We start from the raw sequence: 24367 nt of genomic DNA on the forward strand, positions 1-24367 counted from the left end.
TGGTGATTCGGCGCCGGGTATGCATTCGATGGGGTGGGTCCATGCGGGCCGGCCCCATTTCTCATATTCCGGCAGATTAACGGGTTCGTAGCAAACGCCCCCTACGTTGTCCTTGTATCGGCCCACCATGTATGGGTCAAAGGATGAGAGAGGTTGCACAATAATGTCATTCAGAAGAATCAAGGCCGCGCTGGCGTTGTCGTTGAGCGCCGCCATGCTGCTTTCCACCGCCGCCTGCGGCACCACCGACGATTCCGGCTCCGATGGTGAGGCATCCGGTTCCTCCAAGATCGAAGGTTACGACGTGAGCTCCGTCGCCAAGGACGAGTCCATCGCCAAACTGCTGCCGGAATCCGTCACCAAGGACGGCAAGTACACCGTCGGCATGGACCTGTCATACCCGCCTGCGGAGTTCCTCGCCGAAGACGGCAAGACCCCGGTCGGTTTCGACGTCGACCTCGTCAAGGCCATGTCGAAGGTGTTCGGTCTGACCGCCGATCCGCAGAACGCGAACTTCGATTCGATCATCCCCTCGGTCGGCGCGAAGTACGATGTCGGCATCTCCTCCTTCACCATCACCCCCGAACGACTCAAGGCCGTCGACTTCGTGAGCATGTTCAAGGCCGGTTCCACCTGGGTGGTGCGCAAAGGCAATCCGAACAAGGTCGACACCTCCGACGTGTGCGGCCTGAAGGTCACCGTGCAGACCGCCACCATCCAGGAGGAGGAAGTCAACAAACTCAACGAGCAGTGCAAGGCCGATGGCAAGAAGGCCATCGACGTGCTGTCGAACAAGCTGCAAACCGATGTGACCACCAACGTGACCACCGGCAAGGCCGACGTCTCCTACGCCGACAGCTCCGTGGCCGGCTATGCGATCGCGCAGACCGACGGCCAGCTCGAGGCCCTCGGCAAGGCCAGCGGTATGGCCAAGGAGGCCGTGGCCATCAAGAAGGGCGACACCGCTACCGCGCAGGCCGTGCAGAAGGCGCTGCAGAAGCTCATGGATGACGGCACGTATATGAAGATCCTCAAGCACTGGGGCGTCGATTCCGGTGCCATCGACAAAGCCGAGATCAATCCGACCGATGTCAGCGAGTGACCGGTAAATCGGATCACCCCACGAGAAGCTCCGATTGCGATCGGGGCTTCTCCCGTTTGCCGGGTGTTGCATGTGGACGTTTATCGTGCCCATTGGCGATACTGGCATAGTTTGGAATTGCATGACGCGCGGAAGAGCGCGGGCATGCGGAAGAGAACAGAAGAACAAGAGAAAGACGACAAATGGCATTGAAGACCACGAAGAAACTGAGGGCCCTGACCGCAGCCGCGTTGAGCGCGGCCATGCTGGTCTCCTTCGCCGCGTGCGGCACCAGCGACGCCACGGACAAGGATTCCGGCGCGTCCAAGACCACCACCGCGGGCTACGACGTGAGCTCTGTCAAGAAGGACGCCGAACTCGCCACGCTCGTCGAAGGCAACACCGTCAAGGACGGCGAGCTTTCCGTGGGCATGGAACTGTCCTATGCCCCGGCCGAATTCCTCGCCGAGGACGGTAAGACCCCGACCGGCTACGATGTCGACATCTCCAAGGCCATCGGTAACGTGCTGGGGCTGAAGACCAAGATCGTGTCCTCCATGTTCGACACCATCGTGCCGTCCGTCGGCTCGAAGTACGATCTGGGCATCACCGCCATGACCATCACCAAGGAACGCATGGATTCCGTCGACTTCGTGAGCTACTACCGTGCCGGCTCCACGTGGACCGTGCAGAAGGGCAACCCGAAGAAGGTCGACACCTCCGACCTGTGCGGCAACAAGATCGCCGTCCAGACCGGCACCGTGCAGGAGGACGAGGCGAACAAGATCGCCAAGCAGTGCGAGACCGACGGCAAGAAGGACGCCGAGGTCGCTTCCTACAAGCGTCAGGCCGAAGCCGCCACCGCCGTGGCCACCGACAAGGCCGATGTGTTCTACGCCGATTCCCCCGTGGCCGGTTACGCCATCTCGCAGACCGACGGCCAGCTCGAAGCCCTCGGCAAGGATGTCGGTGTGGTCAAGGAAGGCATCGCCATCCAGAAGAACAACACCAAGATGGCGACCGCCGTGCAGAAGGCCGTGCAGAAGCTTATGGATGACGGCACGTATATGAAGATCCTCAAGCATTGGGGCGTTGAATCCGGCGCCCTCGACAAGGCCGAGATCAATCCGACCGATCTCGACTGAGTCCGACCGATCATCCGATAGGCATATCAGATAGACATATCAGAAGGAAGCAGGAAGCATGGCGAAGAAACAGGTTGATGGCGCGAACCTCGACATCCCCAATCGCATCACGGCATTGCCGGTAAAAAGGACTGGACCCATTTTGGCCGGCGTGGTCGTCGCGATCTTCGCCGTCCTTCTTGCGCAGGGACTGATCACCAACCCGCGCTTCGAATGGAACGTGGTATGGAAGTACCTGTTCAACGAGAACGTGCTTGAAGGCATCAAGTACACGCTGCTGCTCACGGTGATCTCCATGGCCATCGCCATCGTGCTGGCCGTGCTGCTCGCCATCATGCGCAAATCCATCAACCCGGTGCTGCGCAGCGTGAGTTGGTTCTACATCTGGTTCTTCCGCGGCACCCCTGTGTACACGCAGCTCGTGTTCTGGGGTCTGTTCGCCGTGCTGGTCCCGCGCATCGGCATCGGCGTCCCGTTCACCTCCGTCGAATTCTGGAGCATCGACTCGCAGTCCGTCATCACCGCGTTCAACGCGGCATGGCTTGGCTTGGCGCTGAACGAGGCCGCCTACCTGGCGGAGATCGTGCGTGCTGGCCTCGAAGCGGTTGACCCGGGTCAGGCCGAAGCTGCGCAGGCGCTCGGCATGAAGCGCTCGCTCATCATGCGTCGCGTCATCCTGCCGCAGGCCATGCGCATCATCATCCCGCCCACCGGCAACGAGTTCATCGGCATGCTCAAGACCACGTCGCTGGTCAACGCGGTGCCGTTCACCCTCGAACTGCAGTTCGCCACCACCGCCATCGCGACCCGCCTGTACAAGCCGATCCCACTGCTCATCGTGGCGTGCATCTGGTACTTGGTAATTACATCAATCCTGATGGTGATCCAGTCCAGGCTGGAGAAGCATTTCGGCAAGGGCTTCGATGCCCGTCCGGTGGGGTCACGTGGCAAGCAGACGCCTCTGCCCGGCAAAACCGAAGGTGAGCCAAAGGATGACGTCAACAAGCAGAACGAAGCCGTGTTCACCGGCATGACCGCGTGAGGGGAGCGACAATGACCAACGAAACGACAGCAACCTCGAAGAGCACCCCGGCCGTGAAGGCCGTCCAGGTACATAAGGCGTTTGGTGATTTGCACGTGCTCAAGGGTGTGGATATGACCGTCGAACCGGGCAGCGTCACCGTGATCCTTGGCCCGTCCGGTTCCGGAAAGTCCACGCTGCTGCGCCTCATCAACCAGCTGGAAACCCTGACCGGCGGCAGCATCGAGGTCGACGGCGAGATGATCGGCTACAAGTATGTCGAGAAGAAGGGCCAGCGTGTGCTGCAGACCCTGAACGACAAGGAAGTGGCCGCGCAGCGTGCCAAGCTCGGTATGGTGTTCCAGCGGTTCAACCTCTTCCCGCACATGACCGCGTTGGAAAACGTGATGGAAGCCCCGGTGCACGTGCGCCACATGGGCAAGCAGGAAGCTAGGGAACTGGCCATTCATGAGCTCAAACGCGTCGGTTTGGGAGAGCGCTTGGATTACTACCCCTCGCAGCTGTCCGGTGGCCAGCAGCAGCGTGTGGCCATTGCCCGCGCACTCGCCATGAAGCCGGAGATCATGCTCTTCGACGAGCCGACCTCTGCGCTCGACCCCGAACTGGTGGGAGAAGTGCTCAACGTCATGCTCGAACTTGCCCGTGAAGGCATGACCATGATCGTCGTGACGCATGAGATCGGATTCGCGCGCGAAGTCGCCGACCAGATCGTATTCATGGACGGTGGCGTGGTCGTGGAACAGGGCGGTCCGGAAATCATCGATAATCCGACCGAACCCAGATTCAAGGACTTCCTGCAGCATGTGTTGTGAGTGTCATTGACGCCGTTGCATGGTTGCGTAGTATAACGGGTTGAGCCCCATGGCATTCGTGCCGTGGGGCTTTTCGTTTGCGGCGAGTCCGGGTGGCATGAGGTGCATCGTTCCGATGGCGTACACTGGGACCCCATGCAGGAACGGGAATTTTGGCAGTTGGTCGAAGAGGTGTTCGGGCGCAGCTATGGCAGGGCGTTGGCTCAGGATCAGGAGCTGACGGGGCTGGAGGATCTGACGGCGGTGGAGGCGCTGAAAGCCGGTGAAGAGCCGCGTGTGGTGTGGAACGTGCTGTGCGATCAGATGGATATTCCCGATACGAAGCGCTGGGGGCGTGGCCATAATGCGCCTCCCATGCCCATGCGATGAACCGGGCGTCTTCGGACGGCCCGGGTATGACGCGCCGACGTTGCCGCGGAATGATGGGCATACGGTGATTATCGGCGCATCGATTCGAACAAATGTTCGCATGTGAGGTATAGTTGTCCACAGCGAATATCGCGGACACCTGCAACGGACGTCGTCGATGGTGGTATGAAAGGCGTTGTCCTGATTGGGATTCGTCGTCATCCGTGCATTCCGGCAGGGGCGTGTCGACCACAGGGGTGGGCCGTTCTTGACCGGTGGCGCATCGGCCCCATACCGTGGAAGGCATGTTCGTCAACTGATTCCCGAAGGAGAACATCATGGCACAGAACACCGGCGCCGGTCAGGCGAAGCACGAGCTTGATCCCAGGCGCAAGGCCGCCCTCGACACCGCGTTGGCGCAGGTGGAGAAGAGCTTCGGCAAGGGGTCCGCGATGAGGCTGGGCGACAGGCCGGAGCAGAACGTCGAAGTCATTCCCACCGGTTCGCTGGCCCTTGATATGGCGCTTGGCATCGGCGGTCTGCCGAAGGGGCGCATCGTGGAAGTGTACGGTCCAGAATCCTCCGGTAAGACCACGCTGGCATTGCATGTCGTGGCCAATGCGCAGAAGGCCGGGGGAGTGGCAGCGTTCATCGACGCCGAGCATGCGCTCGACCCGGTGTACGCCCGTAAGCTCGGCGTCGATACCGATTCGTTGATCGTGTCGCAGCCCGACAACGGCGAGCAGGCTTTGGAGATCGCTGACATGCTCATCCGTTCCGGCGCCCTTGATGTCATCGTGATTGATTCCGTGGCGGCGCTGGTGCCGAAAGCTGAAATCGAAGGCGATATGGGCGACAGCCACGTCGGCCTGCAGGCTCGTCTGATGAGCCAGGCGTTGCGCAAGATGACCGGTGCCCTGGCGCAGGCCGGCACCACCGCCATCTTCATCAACCAGTTGCGTGAGAAGATCGGCGTGTTCTTCGGCAATCCGGAGACCACCACCGGTGGCAAGGCGCTGAAGTTCTACTCCTCGGTCCGTCTTGACATTCGCAGGATCCAGACCATTAAGAACGGTGACGAGGCGGTTGGCAACCGTACCCGCGTCAAGGTGGTGAAGAACAAGATGGCGCCGCCGTTCAAGTCCGCCGAGTTCGACATGCTGTACGGCGAGGGTATCTCCCGCGAGGGTTCGGCGCTTGACATGGCCATCCAGGTGGGCGTGGTGAAGAAGTCCGGCTCCTGGTTCACTTATGAGGGCGATCAGCTCGGTCAGGGTCGTGAGAATGTTCGTAACTTCCTGAAGGACAATCCCGCCATCACCGAGGAGATCGAGAGTAAGGTGAAGGCCGAGTTCGGCTTGATTGATCCGATGGACCAGTTTGCCGAGGATGGTGCGACCAAGGCCGCCGCCGAGGCGGATAAGAACGTCGAAGCCGTGTCCGCCAGCGAGAAAAACACCGGTGCGAAGAGCGCCGGTGAGAAGAGTGCGGGCGCGAAGCCGGCGGATGGCAAGGCCTCCAAGGCGAAGCCCGCGGTGAAAGCCTGACAGGCATGATCTCCGTGCAGGAGTTCCTCGCGCAACACGGTTTCCCGGATGGGAAAACGGTTCCGGATGCCTTGGGGGATCCGGAACCGTCGAAGTCGTGCGGAGTGGTTGATGCCGCCGACCGTGATACCTCTGCAAGAGGCGCGTTCGGGACGGGTGCGGCCTTGGCAGGGAGAGCCGGATCGGGGCTTCCCGATGGCGGTCGTTCCCGTTCCGGGTCGTTCGGAATACCGTCGGCCCGGCGTATGGGGGCATCGCGTTCCTCTCATGTGGCTTCCGATGTGGCCGAAGCCTCTGATGCGGCCGGTGCCGCCGATGCTTCCGATAGATATTCCGCACCGCATGCGGGGAAATCCGAATCCTTCGATCCGCATGATTTCGACGCCTGTCGTGAGGCGGCGTTCCGTCTGCTCGATGCCGCACCCCGCTCTACCGGGGCGTTGCGCCAACGCTTGGCAGGCAAGGGATACGACGATGGCATGATCGATGATGTCATCGACCGTCTGGCCGAATTGCATCTGCTGGATGACGAGGCATACGCCAGATCAGTCGTCCGATATTGCTCGAATCGCATGATGGGCTACCGTGGCGCGGTGATGGAGATGCGCCGCAAGGGCGTTGCGCCGTCGCTCGCGCACAGGATCGCCGACGAGGCTGCCGCCCAGGGCGTATTCGAGGAAGCGGCTTGGGAGCTGGGGCGTAAGGTCGCCAAAAAGACCCGTGGACTGGACAGGCAGGTGCGCTTGCGCCGGTTTTGGTCGGCAGGGGGTCGCAAAGGGCATGATTCCGACACGCTGCGGCGTGTCGCGCATGAGTTGCTGAACGATTGATTCGGCGTGTCGCACGGCGTGTCGCGTCGTGTCGCCTTGACGGGAAGGAAGCGCAATCGACGTGAATCACGGGGGCGTAGGGGAGCGCGATTGCTTGGAATCATTGGCGTTACCGCCGGTGTGCCGCGTCCTCGAATCGGTGATGAGACAATTGCAAACAACGTACCGGTGAAAACGTGAACCCGTGACATCGCGGAATCGCCGGTCGCATAATCGCGTAACCATGCAGTCCCGAAGTACTCGCGTTTCGAAGTACCTGCGTGGAAAAGTATCTGAAAGTACCTGCGTGAAAAGCGTTGGATCCCCGAAACATGCATCGGCGCGACCGTGCGCTGATGCATGGAATGCAAAAAATGAAATGAGACCTCTTATACCCCGGGTTCTGTCGTGTGCCAGGCACACGGATGGCCATCCATCTCGACCCAACGTCACCGCTGGGCTCTAGCAGCCTACCCGATGGCACGGGCGAGCAGCCCTTGCCGCCATCTGTTTGGCCTTGCTCCCGATGAGGCTTGCCAAGCGACCCACTGTTACCAGGGGCCCGGTGGTCTCTTACACCGCCGTTTCACCCTTACCTTCCGGCCGAAACCGAAAGGCGGTCTGTTCTCTGCTGCGCTATCTCTCAGGTCACCCTGGGCGGACGTTATCCGCCATCGTGCTCTATGGAGCCCGGAAGTTCCTCAGACGGACATGCGAACACGTCCGACCGCGGCCATCAAGAGGTCTCAAACGCACAACTATACCAGCTTTTGCGAATATGAAAAACCAAGGAAATTCACAGATTTTTCTGCGGTTTGTTCCCGGTGTTTGCCAAAAGCTCGTTTACAATGAAACGTACCCGGTCAGTGAAGACACGGCTGGAACGCAAATAGCGGTTGGCGCCGCTTGAGTTTACTAGGAGGTCCACATGGAAATCGTCATTACCGGACGTCACACTCAGATCAAGCAAAGGTTCCGTGATGTCGTTGAAAGCAAGATGAATCGTGTGACCGCTATCGCTCCCGACGCGCAGCGCGCCCAGATCGTTCTGTCCCATGAGGGCAATCCGCGTCAGGCGGATACCGCCAAGCGCGTGGAGATCACCATCATCGCCGGCAGCACCGTGGTTCGTGCCGAAGCCTCCTCCGCCGACGAGTTCAGCGCGCTGGATATGGCGCTCGACAAGCTGACCCTGCGTCTGCGCCGCACCCGTGACCGCCGCAAGGATCATCGCCGCGGCTATGAGAACCCGGTTCCGGTCGATCTGGGTACCGTCGAGCCGCAGACAGAGCCCGAAGTCGAGGTCGAGGAAGAGCCCGCCGAGGATGTCGAGAACAGTCCCGCGGCCGCCGTCGCATCCGATCTCGGCCCCGGCGAATCCGTCGAAGTCCAGGTTGGCGACACCCCGATCGTGATTCGTCGCAAGCTGCACATCGCCGAACCGATGACCATCGATGAGGCGCTGTACGAGATGGAGCTCATCGGCCACGACTTCTTCCTGTTCGTCAATAAGGAGACCGGTCGTCCGTCCGTTGTCTACCACCGTCACGGTTGGAGCTACGGTGTGTTCGAGATCGATACCCCGGAGAACGTGAACTGACGATTATCCATAGACGATCATGAGTCAGAGATGACGGGGCCCGCGTCGTTCGTATACGGCACGGGCCCCGACTCATGTTCGGATCTTTCACCATCCAGCACGGCAATGACAGCGTTATCGGCAATGTCGCGTAAGATGGTTGGCAGTGTGCCCGGCCATAATGGCATAGAATGCCTCACGGGTACTTAATATCGCGACCGACACAGGAGCAGAACGTGGTAGATATTGTCGACAAGGCACTGCGCATGGGCGAAGGCCGTCAGATCAAGAAGCTTGAGGGTGTCGCAAAGGCCGTGAACGCTCTCGAAGATGAGATTTCGGCGCTTTCGGATGAGGAACTCAAGGGCCAGACTGCGAAATTCAAGCAGCAGCTGGAGAACGGCAAGAGTCTCGACGAGATGATGCCGGAGGCGTTCGCAACCGTGCGTGAAGCCTCCAAGCGTGTTCTCGGGCAGCGGCACTTCGATGTGCAGCTTATGGGCGGTGCGGCCCTGCATTGGGGAAACATCGCGGAAATGAAGACAGGTGAAGGCAAGACCTTGGTCGCCACCCTGCCGAGCTACCTGAATGCGCTGGAAGGCAAGGGCGTGCACGTGGTCACTGTGAACGACTACCTCGCCAGCTACCAGAGCGAGATCATGGGTCGTATCTACCGCTTCCTCGGCATGAGCGTCGGCTGCATCATCACCGATCAGAAGCCGCCGGAGCGTCGCAAGCAGTACAACGCCGACATCACCTACGGCACCAACAACGAGTTCGGCTTCGATTACCTGCGTGACAACATGGCGTGGGAGAAGTCCGATCTGGTGCAGCGCGGCCACCACTACGCCATCGTCGATGAGGTCGATTCCATTCTTATCGATGAGGCCCGTACCCCGTTGATCATCTCCGGCCCGGCCGAAGGTGACGTCACCCGCTGGTACCGCGAGTTCGCCAAGCTGGTCGTCAAGCTGACCCGTGACGAGGATTACGAGGTCGACGAGAAGAAGAAGACCATCGGCATCCTCGATCCGGGCATCACCAAGGTCGAGGACTTCCTCGGCATCGACAACCTGTACGAGCCGAACAACACCGCGCTGATCGGTTACCTGAACAACGCCATCAAGGCCAAGGAACTCTTCCTGCGTGACCGTGACTACGTTGTCACCCACGGCGAGGTCCTCATCGTCGACGAGCACACCGGCCGTGTGCTGCCGGGCCGCCGTTACAACGAAGGCCTGCATCAGGCCATCGAAGCCAAGGAAGGCGTGGAGGTCAAGGCCGAGAACCAGACCTTCGCCACCATCACCCTGCAGAACTACTTCCGTATGTACGACAAGCTCGCGGGCATGACCGGTACCGCCGAAACCGAGGCCGCCGAGTTCATGAGCACCTACAAGCTGGGCGTGCTGCCGATCCCGACCAACAAGCCGATGCAGCGCATCGACCAGGAGGATCTCATCTTCCGTACCAAGAAGGAGAAGCTCGCCGCCATCGTCAAGGATGTCGCCAAGCGTCATGCCGCCGGCCAGCCGGTGCTGCTCGGTACCGCGAGCGTCGAAAGCTCCGAGGTCGTGTCCACCCTGCTCGGCGTGGCCAAGGTCCCGCATCAGGTGCTGAACGCGAAGCAGCACGACAAGGAAGCGGCCGTCGTGGCCGTCGCCGGTCGTAAGGGCGCCGTCACCGTGGCCACCAACATGGCCGGCCGTGGTACCGATATCATGCTCGGCGGCAACGTCGAATTCCTCGCCGACGCCAAGCTCAAGGCCGACGGCTACTCCCCGGAGGACACCCCGGACGAGTACGAGAAGCGTTGGCCGGGCGTGCTGGCGGAGATCAAGGAACAGGTCAAGGACGAGCATCAGGAGGTCGTCGATCTGGGCGGTCTGTACGTGCTCGGCACCGAACGCCACGAGTCCCGTCGTATCGACAACCAGCTGCGCGGTCGTTCCGGCCGTCAGGGCGATCCGGGCGAATCCCGCTTCTACCTGTCCCTCGAAGACGATCTGATGCGCCTGTTCAACACGCAGCTCGTCGCCCGCATCATGGCCAAGGGCCTGCCGGAGGGCGAGCCGATCGCCGCCAAGAGCGTCTCCAAGGGTGTGCGCACCGCACAGAAGGCACGCGAATCGCAGAACTTCGAAATCCGTAAGAACGTGCTGAAGTACGACGACGTGATGAACAAGCAGCGTACCGTCATCTACGCCGAGCGCCAGGCCGTGCTGAAGGGCGAGGACATCCACGAGGACATCCTGCGCTTCATCTCCGACACCGTGCTGAGCTACGTCAAGGGCGCCAACAACAGCTCCGACAAGCCGGGCGACTGGGATTGGGACGGCCTGTTCAAGGCGTTGAACAGCGTGATCCCGACCGATGTGACCATCGACGAAGCCAAGAAGGCCGCCGAAGGCAAGAAGGGAGAGAAGGCCGCCGAAGCCGTTCGCGATGTGATCGTGGCCGACGCCAAGGCCGCCTACGAGGGCTTCGAGGACAAGCTCGGCGGCGAGGGCCTGCGTCAGCTCGAACGCCGTGTGGTGCTCGCCGTGCTCGATCGCAAGTGGCGTGAGCACCTGTACGAGATGGACTACCTGAAGGACGGCATCGGCCTGCGTGGCATGGGCCAGCGTGATCCGCTGGTCGAATACCAGCGCGAAGGCTACCAGATGTACAACTCCATGATCGAGGCGATCAAGGAGGAAACCGTGCAGCTGCTCTTCCACGTGGACATCCAGCAGGTCGCCGAAACCGAGGATCTCGAATCCGAAGCCGATGAGGACGCCGCGGTGAGCGCCACCCAGGCCGAACTCGGCATCGCATCCTCCGCGTCCGCGAACACCGAGGCCGAAGGTCCCAGCGAGGACGGCGATGAGGTCGTGCGCGATGAGGACGGCAACCCTGTCATTGTCGGCCCGGCACCGGTCAGCCACGCCGAAGGCAAGGTCCCGGCCAGCAAGCAGCCGAAGAGCGAGGAGCTGAAGACCCCGTGGGCCGACGGCCGCACGTTCCCCGGCACCGGCAAGAACGCCCCGTGCCCCTGCGGTTCCGGTCGCAAGTACAAGATGTGCCACGGCCAGAACGAGAAGTGAACGGCTGAACGGCTGAACGTTACGGCGTAACGCCTTACCGAGTGAGCCGCCGCACCCAGGCAACGGGTGCGGCGGCTCACTCGTTTCCCGAAGAGGCGGGGAGAGGAGAGGCGTCGCATTTCCGTGATACGGACGTTCATTGGCACGGAAACAGGAAGCCATTACAATGAGGCGGCAATGTAACAACAAACAGGCGTGCTGGAGCGCCAAGGAGGGCATCATGGCCGAAATCACATGGAAGTCGATCCTCACCAAGCTGGTCGGAGGGGACCATCTGAGCGCCGAGGAATCCGAGTGGTTCGTCGATGACCTCATGAACGGCAACGCGAACCCCGCCGCCGTGGGCGCGGTGCTCGCCACCCAGCAGCAGCTCGGTCTGACCGCCGAAGAGGTACGCGGCGCGGCCAAGGCCATGGTGGCGCACGCGGTGCCGCTGGAAGTCGACGGCGAGGTCACCGATATCGTCGGCACCGGCGGTGACGGCGCGGCGACCGTGAACCTGTCGTCCATGGGCGCGATCGTGGCGGCCGCCGCTGGCGTGAAGATCGTCAAGCACGGCAATCGTGCGGCATCCTCCGAATGCGGTGCGGCCGACTGCCTTGAGGCCCTTGGCCTGCCGCTCGACCTCGATCCCGCCGCCGTGGCCGAAGTCGCCCAGGAGGTCGGCATCACCTTCGCATTCGCCAAGACCTTCCACCCGGCAATGCGTTTCGTCGGTCCGATCCGTGCCGCGCTGGGCGTGCCGTGCGTGTTCAACGTGCTCGGCCCCCTGACCAACCCCGCCACCCCGAAGCATATGGCCATCGGCTGCGCCAACCGCGCGATGAGCCCCATCATGGCCGCCGTCTACGCCGCCAACGGGCAGACCGGCATGGTGTACACCTCCAACGAGGGATTGGACGAGATGGCTCCGACCGGTCCGATCTCCGTGTGGGAGTTCAAGGACGGCAAGGTCACGGAAACCGAATTCGATCCGACCGTCGAGCTTGGCCTCGCCAAGGTCACCATCGAGGATTTCAAGGGCGGCAAGCCCGCCTACAATGCGCAGGCCGCGCGCGACTTCCTCGCCGGCAAGGACGTGCCGTTCCGCTCGACGGCGCTGTTGAACGCCGCCTCCGCCATCGTCGCGGACGGCCATCAGGTGCCCGAAGACGGCACACTGGCCGAGCGCTTCAAGACCGCATACGCCATCGCCGAGGAGGCCGTGGATTCCGGCAAGGCCGAAGCCCTGCTGAACACGTGGATCGAGACGGCGAAGGCCAAGAAGGCCTGAGCCTGGCGGGAGACGGAGTCTTGGCTCCGTAACGCATCCGATTACAGCGTTGAGGGTTCCCACCTTCCCAGCGGAAGGCGGGAACCCTCAACGGTTCATAAGTCGAAATCACACGGATTCGACATGATGGAGCATCACCGCGTCACACGCGTGCGCCGTCGTCGAAATAGTCGGTGCGCGTCTCGTTGAAACCCCTGTGCCGCGCGAGCAGGCCGGCGCCGCCGATGATGATGCAGATGCCGGCGATGACGCCGAGCACACCCGTATACGCGGGGAGGAACACGGAGACGATGACGCCGAGGATGCCGGCGACCAGCAGAATCCAGAACAGCAGCTTCGCGCCGCCCACATGGCCGATCTTAGGATTCGGCGGTACGAAATCATCGCCGTAACGGTCCATCACATCATCGGTATCCAGCCAGCTGGAACCCGTGAAATCGCGCGGCCCACGCGCGGGACCGCTTTTCGCGAACGAATCCGCGGTCAGGTCGTCGACGCTGAGCAGCGCCTCCTTCTCCTTGCGCTGCGCATGCTTCTCGAAGCGTTTCGCGTTACGCGATGCGGCGACGTCGCTCAGATCATCCTGATGTTCGGTCTCGAACGCCGCCCATGCGGCATCCAGATCGGCCGGTTTGTTTTCGTCATCCGGCATGTGCTTTGGCCGCTCGTCACCTGCATTGGTATTGTTAGGGTCAGTCATATGTACCACTGTAAACCACGGTGGGCATCGAGTGGAAAGGAACGCCAGGTGCTGTATTGGTTTTTCGTGAACGGATTCGGTTCCATCGCACGTCATCGTCTCGGACCGACTGTCACCGGCCTGGAGAACATTCCCCGCGAGGGCGGCGCGATCATCGCGGCGAACCATCTGGCCGTCATCGACGACGCGCTGATTCCGATCACCTGCCCGCGTATGGTGCACTTCATGGGCAAGGCCGAATACTTCGAAGGCAAGGGCATCAAGGGACGCTTCAAGAAGTGGTGGTTCACCTCCGTCGGCGTGTTCCCCGTGGACCGTTCCGGCGGCAACAAGTCGCTCGGCGCGTTGGAGCATGCGCGTGAGATCATCGAGGACGGTCATCTGTTCGGCATCCACATCGAAGGCACCCGCAGCCCGGACGGACGCCTGTACAAGGGGCATACCGGTGCCGCCCGTCTGGCGTTGGAAACCGGATGCCCGATCGTCCCCGTGGCGATCATCGGCTCCGACAAGCTGCAGCCCGTCGGCACGGTCATCCCGAAGAAGGGCAAGACCCAGGTGCTGTACGGCAAGCCGATCGCGGTGGAGAAGAAGGCCGCGGATGAGATCACGCACGACGATCTGCGCACGTTGACCGATAAGGTCAGCGCCGCGATCCAGAAGATGAGCGGTCAGGAATACGTGCCCGAATACGCGCAGAAGGTCAAGGCCCGCCTGAAGGAGGAAGCCGAGGCCAAGGCTGCTGCCGAAGCCGAAGCCGCCGCTCACGGGTCCGAAGAATCCGCCGAATGATTCGATGATCCGATGATCTGATGATCCGAATCCGATAAACGCAAGTCGCCCGCCGCCGGAACAGTACCGGCGGCGGGCGACTTGCGTTTTTGACGTGGGAACATGCCCGGCATCGTGCGTCAGACGACGGTGAGCGTCACCACGGTCTTATTGCCGGCATCATCGTGCACCCGCACCTGATCGCCGGCGCTGGGGCTTTGCAGGCGCACCACGTGCGTCAGATCGCCCAACGGTGCGGACTTCTTCACTTCAAGGCCGAGCGCCTGCAGAATATTGCTCGCCTCCTCGTAGGTCTTGCCCACCACGTTCGGCATGGTCACGGTCTCCGGGCCCTTGGATACCACCACGTCCACGGAATCGCCCCAATGCAGCTGCGTATCCTTGGGCACGGAGGTCGAAATCACCTCACCGGAGGCGACGGTGTCGCTGTACTCCTCGGTGAAGTTGGCCTTGAGCTTCAGATCATCGAGCGTACGTTCCGCCTCATCCTTCGCCCGGCCCGTGATGTTGGGCATGGTCACCGGCATCGGGCCCTTGCTCAGCGCGACCTTCACCGTCGTCCCGTGCTTGATCGTGGCGCCGGGCTTCGGCGTGATGCTCAACGCCGCGCCTTCCGGCACATCCATCGAATACTCGTCCTTGGCCGTATCATGTTTGACGTTCGTGAACCCGGCGTTCTTCAACGCCGTCAGCGGATTCTTGCCGTTGGCGCTGGTCGGGTCGAGGATATCCGACGGGATCGTGACCATGCGCACGCCCTTGGAGACGACGACGCTCACCTTCTGGTTCTGACGCATGCTGACATGGCTGTCGACCGCGACGGGGCTGCCGTTCACGGAAGCCGAAACCACGTGGTCTTCCTCGACGGTGTCGCTGTACTCCTTGGTGACCTCGTATGGGATGCCGGCATCCTTGAGCATCGTCTCGTAGCGCTTCCATGAAGCGCCCTGCAGCGAGCAGGAGGAGTCGGATGTGCAGGTGACGTCCGCGGGCTTGGGCATGGTCCAGTAGCTGCCCGGACCCATGAAATACCACCAGGCGCCGCCGGCGCACGCCAACGCGGCCACAAGGGCGATGATCGCGATAAGCAATGCCTTCCTGCCACGTTTCGATGCGGCCGCGGCCTTCGGCGTACCGTTCGTCGTGGCCGCGCCGTCGGGCAGGGCCACCGTCTCATGATCGCCTGCCGCCCCCTGATTCGGAGTGTCGAACACCTGGGTGGAATCGGCATTGATGGGCGTGGTGGCGTTCGGCTGCGTGCCTGCGCTCGTGCGTGCGTTCGGGAATTGCGCGGTACCGGCGTCGGAAGCGCGGCCTGCGGCAGGAGGCGCCGGGGGAGCGGGAGGAAGGGGAACGTCCGCGGCACCTAGGTTGTTGCCGTCCGCGGCGGGCTTGCGGTACATCCACGCATCCGTGGAAAGCGTGCCGCATAGTTCCTGCAGTTCCGCCAGCGCGGCTCCCGCATCGGCAGGCCTCGCATCCACGGAACGCTGCGTGAGGTGTTCGATGAAACGCGATACGCCCGCATCGATGCCGGGGCATTGCCTCGATACCGGCGGTACATCCTCATGCACGTGCTTGAACACCAACGTCACCGGGTTCTCGGAGATGAACGGCACCGATCCGCTCAGCATCTCCCAAGCCATGATGCCCACCGCGTACAGGTCGCCCTGGGGCGTCGCCTCATTACGCTCGATGGTTTCGGGCGGCAGATACGCCGCCGTGCCCAGCAGCATGCCGGTGGACGACAATGTGGCCGCGGAAGCGACCTTTGCGAGACCGAAATCGGTGATCTGCACGCGGCCGCGGTCGTTGAGCATGATGTTCTCGGGCTTGATGTCGCGATGCACCACATTCGCCTGATGCGCCGACGCGAGTCCGTCAAGCGTCTCGCCGATCACACGCAGCGTCTCGCGCACGGTGAACGTGCCCTGCTGGTTCATCTCATACCGAAGATTCACGCCGTGCACGTATTCCATCACCAGATATGCCAACCCATTGAATTCGCCGGTATCGTACACCTGGACGATATGCGGGTTGGCGATCCTCGCCGCCGACTGCGCCTCGCGGCGGAACCGTTCGATGAACTGCTCGCGATGCGCGCCCTGGGCAAGCTGCGTATGCATCACCTTCAATGCGACGGTGCGATTCAGACGCTCATCGACCGCCTCGTACACCGTCGCCATGCCGCCTTGCGCGATTTCGCGTACGACACGGTACCGGTCGTCGATCAGCTGGTTCTGGGAGGATGCGTCTTCGCTCATGCTTATCGTCAAATCCTTGGTGAAATGGGAATCCATACGGCGTTGTTCTGGCAATCAGTTTAGTGGCTGGTGATGTCGGGAACGAAACGCGCACACGCCTCGGTGAGCCTGTTTTCGCCCTGTTCGGGCAACCTGCAGTCGCGTATCGCCTGCAGGGCGCGATCCCACAGATCCTCGATGCGACGATGCGACCGGTCGACCGCGCCGGTGGAGGAGAACAGGTCGATGGCTCTGCGCACGTCGGATTCGTCGCGTGACGGCGCCTCGAACATGGCGATGAGCTCGCCTTGCTCGGACGGGGAGGCGGCGGCGATGGCATCGGCCAGCAGCACGGTGCGCTTGCCTTCGCGGATATCGCCGCCGACGGGTTTGCCGGTGGCTCGGCTCGAACCGATCACGTCGATGAGATCATCCTCCAACTGGAAGGCGAGGCCAAGCGGTTCGCCGATGGACAATGCGCGGGCGCGGGCGTTCCCCGGATCCAGGCCGCAGCCCAACAGTGCCAGTTCGATGGGGGCGATGGTGGTGTAACTGGCGGTTTTCCAACGGAACACGTTCAACGAGGCGGTGGCCAACGCCTCGGCATCCCGCAACGGCGCCTGTTCGACGGCGAGATCGAGGATCTGCCCGATTTCCACCTCGCGCTGCATGTTCAGGAACGCGGAGGTCATCGCGGTGCCGTTCGGCATATGGTCGGCGGCACCATTGGCGATATCGATACACACCGTGGCCAGCAGATCGCCCAGCATAAGGCCCAAGCCCCTGCCGATGGCGGCGCTGCCAGTATCCTGCTCCAATGCGCGATGGGCGCTCGGCTTGCCGCGGCGCAGATCGGAATCGTCGATGATGTCATCATGCACCAGCGCCGCCGTCTGGAAGACTTCAAGGGCGCAGGCGACATCGAGCATGGCGCTGCGGGCGGCGGTTTCACCGCCGAACGCAGCGTAGGCCGCAAGCATCAGCAGCGCTCGCAGGCGTTTGCCGCCTTCGCTGCTGGACACCGCCTGATGGGTCACCGCGTCCATGACATTGCGGCATGCTTCGGGCATCGCGGCATCCTTGGGCATGGCGGACCAAGACCTCACCAAGGAGACGATGCGTGGCTCGATTTTCGAACGGTCGACGTCGGTTATGCACATAGCTTCTAAGGTATCCTCATCGCACTACGAATCACGGAATCCAATGTTTCCAAGGCCTCGCCGCGTGTCGACCACAACCCCTCATCCGGCGTGCGCACGGCTTGGCGAACGGCCATACTGTATGGATGCCATCGCACGGGGCGGTGGCGTGACGGATGACATCAAGGAGGATGATCCCATGAAGGAACGAATGGAAACGGCCAGATGCATGGTCTGCGGTTGCGATGACGGGCTTGGCGGGGCGAACGGGCTTGGCGGGGCGAACGGACTCGGCGGAGCGGGGGCGCGTGACGCATGCGGTGCGCACGATGCGCGCGGCGCGCACGACCTACGTGACGATTTCGCGTGCGGGTACGGCGCCTGTGGGGGTGGCCATGCCGGCGAAACCCATGGTTGCGCCCATGATGACGATCCGGTCGCATTCGCGGAGTTCCTCGATACGTTGGAACCGGTGGGCGAAAGCGTGGCCGACGATCTGCTTAATCGGCTGCGCGAGGACAGGCGCAGGTACGGTCCGCGCCGCGCTGACGGCGAGTGGATGGAGGAGCCGATGCGCGTATGGCTGGATTGCCTTGACAAGGGAAACTCGGAACTCGGCATGAAGGCGATGCTTCCGCTGGCGGTCGGCATCAACGAGGTGCTGTCGATGAGGGATGCGCTGATCATCTCGGTCATCGCCGAACAGGGGACGTGCGACCGGGACATGCTGATGGATATTGTGAGAACCCCGCATGCCAAGCAGGTGGTGACCGTCGTGCACAAGGTGCTGTCCGAGGCGTTCGATGACCGTGACGGTCCGGATCGTGACCGTTGCCGGACCGCGTTGCGCATGCTCGCCTCCATGGCCCGGGTGATGCCCGAACGTATGAGGGTGCAGCCGCTGGCGGTCATCTCCTATGTAATGTGGTGGACGGGTGATTGCAGGGCCGAGGATTACGCGTTGAGCAGCCTGTCCATCGACGGGGATTGCTCACTCGCCGCGATCGTGCTGAAATCGGTGCGCAACGGTATGCATCCCGCCTGCTGCGGAGGCTGATGGCTTTTGCCGCGTCACGTCTTGCGACTTGGCCGGCCCGGTTTGCGTGGTGTGGTTTCACGGCCCGTATTACGGTCGCGGATATGGACTTTCCCATGTCTTCGGGAATAATCGTCCCTATCAGGTGGTTAACTCACATAGTTGACGATTTGCCCTTGCCAGAAGTGCGCCTATATGGTATACGCGGCGGGGTGAGCATTCCGCGAGGAGGGATAGTTTGGCTACCAAGAGCACAGCGGCCGCTGAGAACACCGAACAGGTACAGGACGAGGCTCAGGCCGTTTCCGCCAAAAAAGCCAGTGCCACGCGCAAGACTGCCGCGGCTAAGAAGACCGCGGCTAAGAAGACCGCCAAGTCTGGCGAAGGAACGGGCAGTGTCAGGAAGAAGTCCGCTGCCACCAAGAGCACGAAGAACTCCAAGACCAAGAAGAGGTCCGAGGAGGATCTTGACGAAGTCGACGAGTTCGATGAGGACGCCGATCTGGACAATGCCAAGGACGAGGACCTTGACGTTGATGATGTGGACGATCTCGACGGCATCAACGGCGAGTCGGACGATGACGATGACGACTACGACGACGATGATGACGACGACGATGAGGAGGACGATAAGTCCGATGCCCCGGACATCAGCAAGCAGAAGGGCGCGTTCGTCGTCAGCGATGACGATGACGACGACGAGGACGTGAAGCCTCGCCGTCGCCGCGGCAAGATCGGCAACCCGAAGCGCCGCGTCGTCACCGCCGGTGCCACCGCCGACCCGGTGAAAGATTATCTCAAGCAGATCGGCCGTGTCAGCCTGCTGAACGCCGAACAGGAAGTCGACCTATCCGAGCGCATCGAGGCCGGCCTGTACGCCCAGCATCTGCTGGATACCGAAGGCGACACGATGGACTTCAAGCGTAAGCGCGAGCTCAAGTGGGCGGCCAACGATGGCAAGAAGGCCAAGGACCACCTGCTGGAGGCCAATCTTCGACTGGTGGTGTCGCTGGCCAAGCGCTACACCGGCCGTGGCATGCTGTTCCTCGATCTGATCCAGGAAGGCAACCTGGGCCTGATTCGCGCCGTCGAGAAGTTCGACTGGAAGAAGGGCTTCAAGTTCTCCACCTATGCCACATGGTGGATCCGTCAGGCCATCACCCGAGCCATGGCCGATCAGGCTCGCACCATTCGTGTGCCTGTGCACATGGTCGAGGTCATCAACAAGCTGTCGCGTGTGCAGCGTCAGATGCTGCAGGATCTTGGCCGCGAACCCACGCCTGATGAGCTGGCGCGTGAGCTGGATATGCCGGTCGAGAAGGTGCAGGAGGTGCAGAAGTACGGTCGTGAGCCGATTTCGCTGCACACCCCGCTCGGCGAGGACGGCGATTCCGAGTTCGGCGATCTGATTGAGGATACCGACGCCATCGCCCCGTCCGACGCCGTGGCTTTCTCGCTGCTGCAGGACCAGTTCAAGCAGGTGCTTGAGACGCTGTCGCCGCGCGAATCCGGTGTGATCAAGATGCGTTACGGCCTGGAGGACGGCCAGCCGAAGACGCTGGACGATATCGGCCGCGTGTACGGCGTGACCCGCGAGCGTATCCGCCAGATCGAGTCGAAGACCATGTCGAAGCTGCGCCACCCGTCCCGTTCGCAGACGCTGCGCGACTTCCTCGATCAGTGATGACGTTGCTTCCCCGAGGCCAAGCCTTGGGGAAGCTTTTTGTCACGTCAAGGTAGGTAATTAGTGGAAGAGGCACATGGCTAAAGAGGAATACGGCGCGAAGGATCTCGCCGTTCTTGAAGGGCTCGACGCGGTGCGCAAGCGTCCGGGCATGTATATCGGCACCACGGATTCGCAGGGCCTGATGCACTGTCTGTGGGAGATTATCGACAACTCCGTGGATGAGGCTCTGGCGGGATTTTGCAACAGGATCATCGTCACCCTGCATGCGGACGGTTCGATCTCCGTGGACGACAACGGCCGAGGCATCCCCGTCGACAAGGAACCCAAAACCAAGCTGTCCGGCGTGGAGGTCGTACTGACCAAACTGCATGCCGGCGCGAAGTTCGGCAACTCCTCGTACAACGCGGTGGGCGGCCTGCATGGCGTCGGCTCGTCCGTCGTCAACGCGTTGAGCTCCCGTCTCGACGTGGAGGTCGACCGTGACGGCAAAACCTATCATATGGCGTTCCATCAGGGTCATCCCGGCGTCTATACCGATGCCGATCCCGAGCATCCCTCTCCTGATTCCCCGTTCAAACGCACCCGCAAGAACAGACCCACCGAACTCGACATCATCGGCAAGGTGCCGGCGAAGCGTACCGGTACGCGCATCCGCTACTGGGCCGATCCGGAGATCTTCAACAAGACCGCGGAATTCTCATACGAGCAGCTCGTCGACCGTGTACGCCAGACCAGCTTCCTGGTTCCCGGACTGAAAATCACCGTGATTGACGAGAACATTCCCGAAACGCGGGAATCGGGCGACGCGGCTTCCGAATCGGAAACGAACGGCGCGAACGATACGGTCGCGCAGCCGGTTTTGGGCTCAGCCGACGAGGCTGCTGTGGCCGGAACCGCGGCGGCGTCGGATACCGCCGATGCGCAGTCGCAGCCCACCACGGGGGAGAAGGCGGACGGCGAACAGTCGGACGAGGACCTCACCCTCACCGGATCGGATGTCATCGAGGACGGCGCGTTCGGCGCCCAGCCCGACCACCCGCGCGTGGCCGAATTCCTTCACGCCGGCGGCGTCAAGGACTTCGTGGACTACCTGTCCAAGGGCGAGCCGGTCAGCGACATCTGGCGTATCCAGGGCGAAGGCACGTACGAGGAGGAGACGCAGGCGGTCGGCGCGAACGGCGAACTGCATGCGGAGAAGATCACGCGCACCTGCGGTGTCGACATCGCGCTGCGCTGGGTGAACGGCTACGACACGGTGATGCGCAGCTTCGTCAACATCATCGAGACGCCGGGCGGCGGCATGCACGTCGACGGCCTGATGAACTCCGTCACCAGGCAGGTACGCAAGGCCGTCGAGGCGAACGCGCGCAAACTCAAGGTGAATCTCAAGGACTCCAACATGAAGGTCGAGCGCGACGACATCATGGCCGGTTTGGTCGCTGTGGTCACCGTGCGTATCGCCGAACCGCAGTTCCAGGGGCAGACGAAGGACGTGCTCGGCACCGCGCAGGTCAAGCCGATCGTCACGCGCATGTCCGACAAACAGTTCGGCGAGATGATCACCGGTTCCAAGCGCGGCTACAAGGAACAGTCCGGGCGCGTGCTGGAGAAGATCGTCGGCGAAATGCACGCCCGCGTGCAATCCCGCAAGGCGAAGGAGGTCACGCGCCGCAAGAACGCGCTGGAATCCGCATCCATGCCGGCCAAACTGTCCGACTGCCAGCCAGGCAATGATGATGTGGCCGAACTGTTCATCGTGGAGGGCGATTCCGCACTCGGCACCGCCAAAGCCGCACGAAACGCCGGATTCCAGGCGCTGCTGCCGATCCGAGGCAAGATCCTCAACGTGCAGAAGGCGTCGATCACGCAGATGCTGTCGAACAAGGAATGCGCGGCCATCATCCAGGTGGTGGGCGCCGGTTCCGGCCAAAGCTTCGACATCGAGCAGTCGCGCTACCACAAGGTCATCATGATGACCGATGCCGATGTGGATGGCGCCCATATCCGTATTCTGCTGCTCACCCTGTTCTACCGGTATATGCGCCCGCTCATCGAGCATGGCTACGTGTATGCGGCTGTGCCGCCGCTGCATCGCATCGCGTTGACCGGTTCGCATAAGGGCGAGTTCATCTACACGTATTCCGATGATGAGCTTGCCGGCAAGCTGGCCGAGCTTGATCGCAAGCACATCGGGTACAACGACGACATCCAGCGTTACAAGGGTTTGGGCGAGATGGATGCCGATCAGCTGGCGGACACCACCATGGACCCGCGTACACGCATGCTGCGTCGTATCCGCATGGAGGACGCCGAGCAGGCCAGTCAAATCTTCAGCCTGCTGATGGGCGACGACGTGCCGCCGCGCAAGGCGTTCATCGTCGAGAACGCGGATGATTTCGACCGTTCCAAGATCGACACCTGATCGGCGTTTTGCCGATTCAACCGTGCGGGGTCGTGCGCATGTGGTCCGTTCGTTTGGGCCGCGCGTGCACGGCCCCGCACGGTTATAAGCGGTTGATCCGTGGCTAATCTACAGTCGGTCTACAGCTGTTTTGCGGTTGTCTTGCGGCTGGCCCATCCGCGCGGGTCAATCCCGGCGTTCCCTCCACAGGTTGAGTTTGTACCGGGTGATGTCGGTGTTCGGATCGAACTCGTCGTCCAGCCGTTCGCGGTACATTGCGATAAGCTCGTCGCGTCTTCCTAACGCTTCCAACGCGGCCTCGCGCATCGTTTCCCACTCGTAGGGGACGATATCTTCCGGGAACATCACGGTGCACTGGTTCGGATTGTCGCGTTCCACCAGATCGACGAAATCGATGAGATCGGTCCACCGTTCGGCGTCGACGAGACGGGCCGCATAGGTGTCGGCGAGCGGTTCGACCGTGTGATGCTCGCAGAGGAACCTGTCCGCTGCCGTCGCATCGCCGCTGATGCGCATGAGATCGTGGCGCAGGAACTGGATGGCGTGATCGAACTGGTGCCGTGCGCTTTCGGCGAGCTCGCGTTCCGTCAGCAGCGTTGGGTCGAGCGAGGCGAGGTTGGCGAGGTCGTCGGCGCTCAGGTTCTTATGAGGCTCGTCGACCCCTTTGCCCATTTCGTTCGCCTTATTCGCTTCGTTCGCTTCGTTCCCGGACGCGTGCTTGATGAGCTCATCCATCGCCGCCGTCGCCGCGGTCAGCGCGTCATAGGCGAACATACGGGTGTCGTCCCATTGCGCGAACGACAGACCGCAGGACAGCAGCTCCACCATTTGCATGGCATTCAGGCGGAATTCATCGTTGCAGGCGACCCTCGTGATCGTGCGCAACGCCTGCTCGCCGGTCATCGGGTCGGCATTGCAAGCCACGGCATCCATGTAGACGCGCACGCTTTGGACCAGATCCTTGAGATAGTCGAAGCCCTCATTGTCGCGATCGGCCACGTTGCCGACGAATCTCGCGGTCATTTCCAACGCCTTGGCGAGATTGGCCACGGCATCCGCCCAGCGCGTGCTGGCCAAGGCGTTGCCGACCACCGCGTCCACTCCGGACAACGCCTGCGAATCGAGGTGGAAGGTGGGCATGTCGCTGCGTGGCATTTCCACGCCGTTCTCGGTGCGTTCGGCCGTGGGCACGATGGCGGCGATGGAATCGAAATACCACTGCATGGGCATGCCGATGACGGTGTCCGCGTCGGTGAGTGGGGCGACGGGTGCATCGTTGCGGTTCTGCTCGTCCTGCTGCGAGGCTTCGCGGATCAGATGGTTCCACAGGATCGTCGGCCCATCGAACTCGCCTGATCGCAGCCAGCCGTTGTTGACGTAGTCGGTGAGCTCCTCGACCTCGCGTCGCGTATCGATCCGTTCATGTGGTGCGTCGACCATGATCATCCTTCCTCTCGCACAGGTAAGGCTACAACCTGCGTTGGTCCGACCTGCGCGATGGATGCGGATGAGTGTATTCGCGTGGTTTTCCTATCCTCCGCAAGGATGAGATTCGCTTTCGGCAAATCATCCTTAAAAACGACAAAAAGGTTCGAAATGTCGAATATCATAGTTTACGTAGTCATG

The 24367-nt window shown here is 61.8% G+C and carries 18 protein-coding genes and 1 other RNA gene; 14 read left to right on the forward strand and 5 right to left on the reverse strand.

Going from position 1 to position 24367, the window contains the following annotated elements:
- Positions 1-163 precede the first annotated feature (163 nt).
- From BUB29_RS01415 to BUB29_RS01445, 7 genes are all read left to right on the forward strand, one after another.
- Entirely contained in the window at positions 164-1102 is a 939-nt protein-coding gene (locus BUB29_RS01415) for an ABC transporter substrate-binding protein (RefSeq protein WP_081888405.1), read from the forward strand.
- 182 nt (positions 1103-1284) lie between these two features.
- The gene (locus tag BUB29_RS01420; RefSeq protein WP_033522976.1) at positions 1285-2226 is read left to right on the forward strand and encodes an ABC transporter substrate-binding protein; all 942 of its coding nucleotides are present in this window, start codon (positions 1285-1287) and stop codon (positions 2224-2226) included.
- Positions 2227-2284: 58 nt separating this feature from the next.
- On the forward strand, positions 2285-3268 hold the full coding sequence (locus BUB29_RS01425; RefSeq protein WP_033522975.1) for an amino acid ABC transporter permease: 984 nt from the start codon (positions 2285-2287) through the stop codon (positions 3266-3268).
- An 11-nt stretch (positions 3269-3279) separates the two neighbouring features.
- A complete protein-coding gene (locus tag BUB29_RS01430; RefSeq protein WP_033522974.1) occupies positions 3280-4080 on the forward strand; it encodes an amino acid ABC transporter ATP-binding protein in 801 nt (266 codons plus the stop codon).
- 135 nt (positions 4081-4215) lie between these two features.
- Positions 4216-4449, forward strand: coding sequence for a DUF3046 domain-containing protein (locus BUB29_RS01435; protein WP_033523030.1), 234 nt, complete (start codon positions 4216-4218; stop codon positions 4447-4449).
- A 317-nt stretch (positions 4450-4766) separates the two neighbouring features.
- Positions 4767-5975, forward strand: a complete 1209-nt coding sequence (gene recA / locus BUB29_RS01440; protein ID WP_033522973.1) for a recombinase RecA — start codon at positions 4767-4769, stop codon at positions 5973-5975.
- Positions 5976-6220: 245 nt separating this feature from the next.
- Complete coding sequence (locus tag BUB29_RS01445; protein WP_081888406.1) at positions 6221-6805, forward strand: regulatory protein RecX; 585 nt, start codon at positions 6221-6223, stop codon at positions 6803-6805.
- 355 nt (positions 6806-7160) lie between these two features.
- Here BUB29_RS01445 and rnpB read toward each other — a convergent pair.
- An RNA gene (rnpB, locus tag BUB29_RS01450) (RNase P RNA component class A) lies at positions 7161-7533 on the reverse strand.
- A gap of 179 nt (positions 7534-7712) precedes the next feature.
- Between rnpB and hpf the strand changes: the two genes are divergently transcribed.
- The 3 genes from hpf (at position 7713) to trpD (ending at position 12722) form a co-directional block, all read left to right on the forward strand.
- Positions 7713-8384, forward strand: coding sequence for a ribosome hibernation-promoting factor, HPF/YfiA family (hpf, locus tag BUB29_RS01455; RefSeq protein WP_033522971.1), 672 nt, complete (start codon positions 7713-7715; stop codon positions 8382-8384).
- A gap of 215 nt (positions 8385-8599) precedes the next feature.
- A complete protein-coding gene (secA, locus tag BUB29_RS01460; RefSeq protein WP_033522970.1) occupies positions 8600-11449 on the forward strand; it encodes a preprotein translocase subunit SecA in 2850 nt (949 codons plus the stop codon).
- 220 nt (positions 11450-11669) lie between these two features.
- The gene (gene trpD, locus BUB29_RS01465; RefSeq protein WP_033522969.1) at positions 11670-12722 is read left to right on the forward strand and encodes an anthranilate phosphoribosyltransferase; all 1053 of its coding nucleotides are present in this window, start codon (positions 11670-11672) and stop codon (positions 12720-12722) included.
- 142 nt (positions 12723-12864) lie between these two features.
- On the opposite strand, the gene BUB29_RS01470 is transcribed toward trpD, so the two are convergent.
- Entirely contained in the window at positions 12865-13422 is a 558-nt protein-coding gene (locus BUB29_RS01470) for a hypothetical protein (protein ID WP_033522968.1), read from the reverse strand.
- 48 nt (positions 13423-13470) lie between these two features.
- Here BUB29_RS01470 and BUB29_RS01475 point away from each other — a divergent pair, with 48 nt between their 5' ends.
- Positions 13471-14214 (forward strand): lysophospholipid acyltransferase family protein, encoded by a 744-nt coding sequence (locus BUB29_RS01475; RefSeq protein WP_033522967.1) that lies wholly within the window; start codon positions 13471-13473, stop codon positions 14212-14214.
- Positions 14215-14333: 119 nt separating this feature from the next.
- Here BUB29_RS01475 and BUB29_RS01480 read toward each other — a convergent pair whose 3' ends face one another.
- Positions 14334-16478, reverse strand: a complete 2145-nt coding sequence (locus BUB29_RS01480; RefSeq protein WP_033523028.1) for a protein kinase domain-containing protein — start codon at positions 16476-16478, stop codon at positions 14334-14336.
- 59 nt (positions 16479-16537) lie between these two features.
- On the reverse strand, positions 16538-17617 hold the full coding sequence (locus tag BUB29_RS01485) for a polyprenyl synthetase family protein (protein WP_033522966.1): 1080 nt from the start codon (positions 17615-17617) through the stop codon (positions 16538-16540).
- Between the two features lie 178 nt (positions 17618-17795).
- Here BUB29_RS01485 and BUB29_RS09480 point away from each other — a divergent pair, with 178 nt between their 5' ends.
- The 3 genes from BUB29_RS09480 (at position 17796) to BUB29_RS01500 (ending at position 22741) form a co-directional block, all read left to right on the forward strand.
- Positions 17796-18653: a DUF4192 family protein gene (locus BUB29_RS09480; protein WP_159046713.1), complete on the forward strand. Its 858-nt coding sequence runs from the start codon at positions 17796-17798 to the stop codon at positions 18651-18653.
- 172 nt (positions 18654-18825) lie between these two features.
- Positions 18826-20316: an RNA polymerase sigma factor gene (locus BUB29_RS01495; RefSeq protein ID WP_073117547.1), complete on the forward strand. Its 1491-nt coding sequence runs from the start codon at positions 18826-18828 to the stop codon at positions 20314-20316.
- 76 nt (positions 20317-20392) lie between these two features.
- Positions 20393-22741, forward strand: a complete 2349-nt coding sequence (locus tag BUB29_RS01500; protein WP_033522964.1) for a DNA gyrase/topoisomerase IV subunit B — start codon at positions 20393-20395, stop codon at positions 22739-22741.
- A 165-nt stretch (positions 22742-22906) separates the two neighbouring features.
- Here BUB29_RS01500 and BUB29_RS01505 read toward each other — a convergent pair whose 3' ends face one another.
- Positions 22907-24181 carry a hypothetical protein gene (locus tag BUB29_RS01505; RefSeq protein ID WP_033523026.1) on the reverse strand — a complete coding sequence of 425 codons (1275 nt, stop codon included), beginning with the start codon at positions 24179-24181 and terminating at the stop codon, positions 22907-22909.
- Positions 24182-24367 lie beyond the last annotated feature (186 nt).

The sequence above is a fragment of the Bifidobacterium merycicum DSM 6492 genome, assembly GCF_900129045.1.
Classification (GTDB): Bacteria; Actinomycetota; Actinomycetes; order Actinomycetales; family Bifidobacteriaceae; genus Bifidobacterium; species Bifidobacterium merycicum.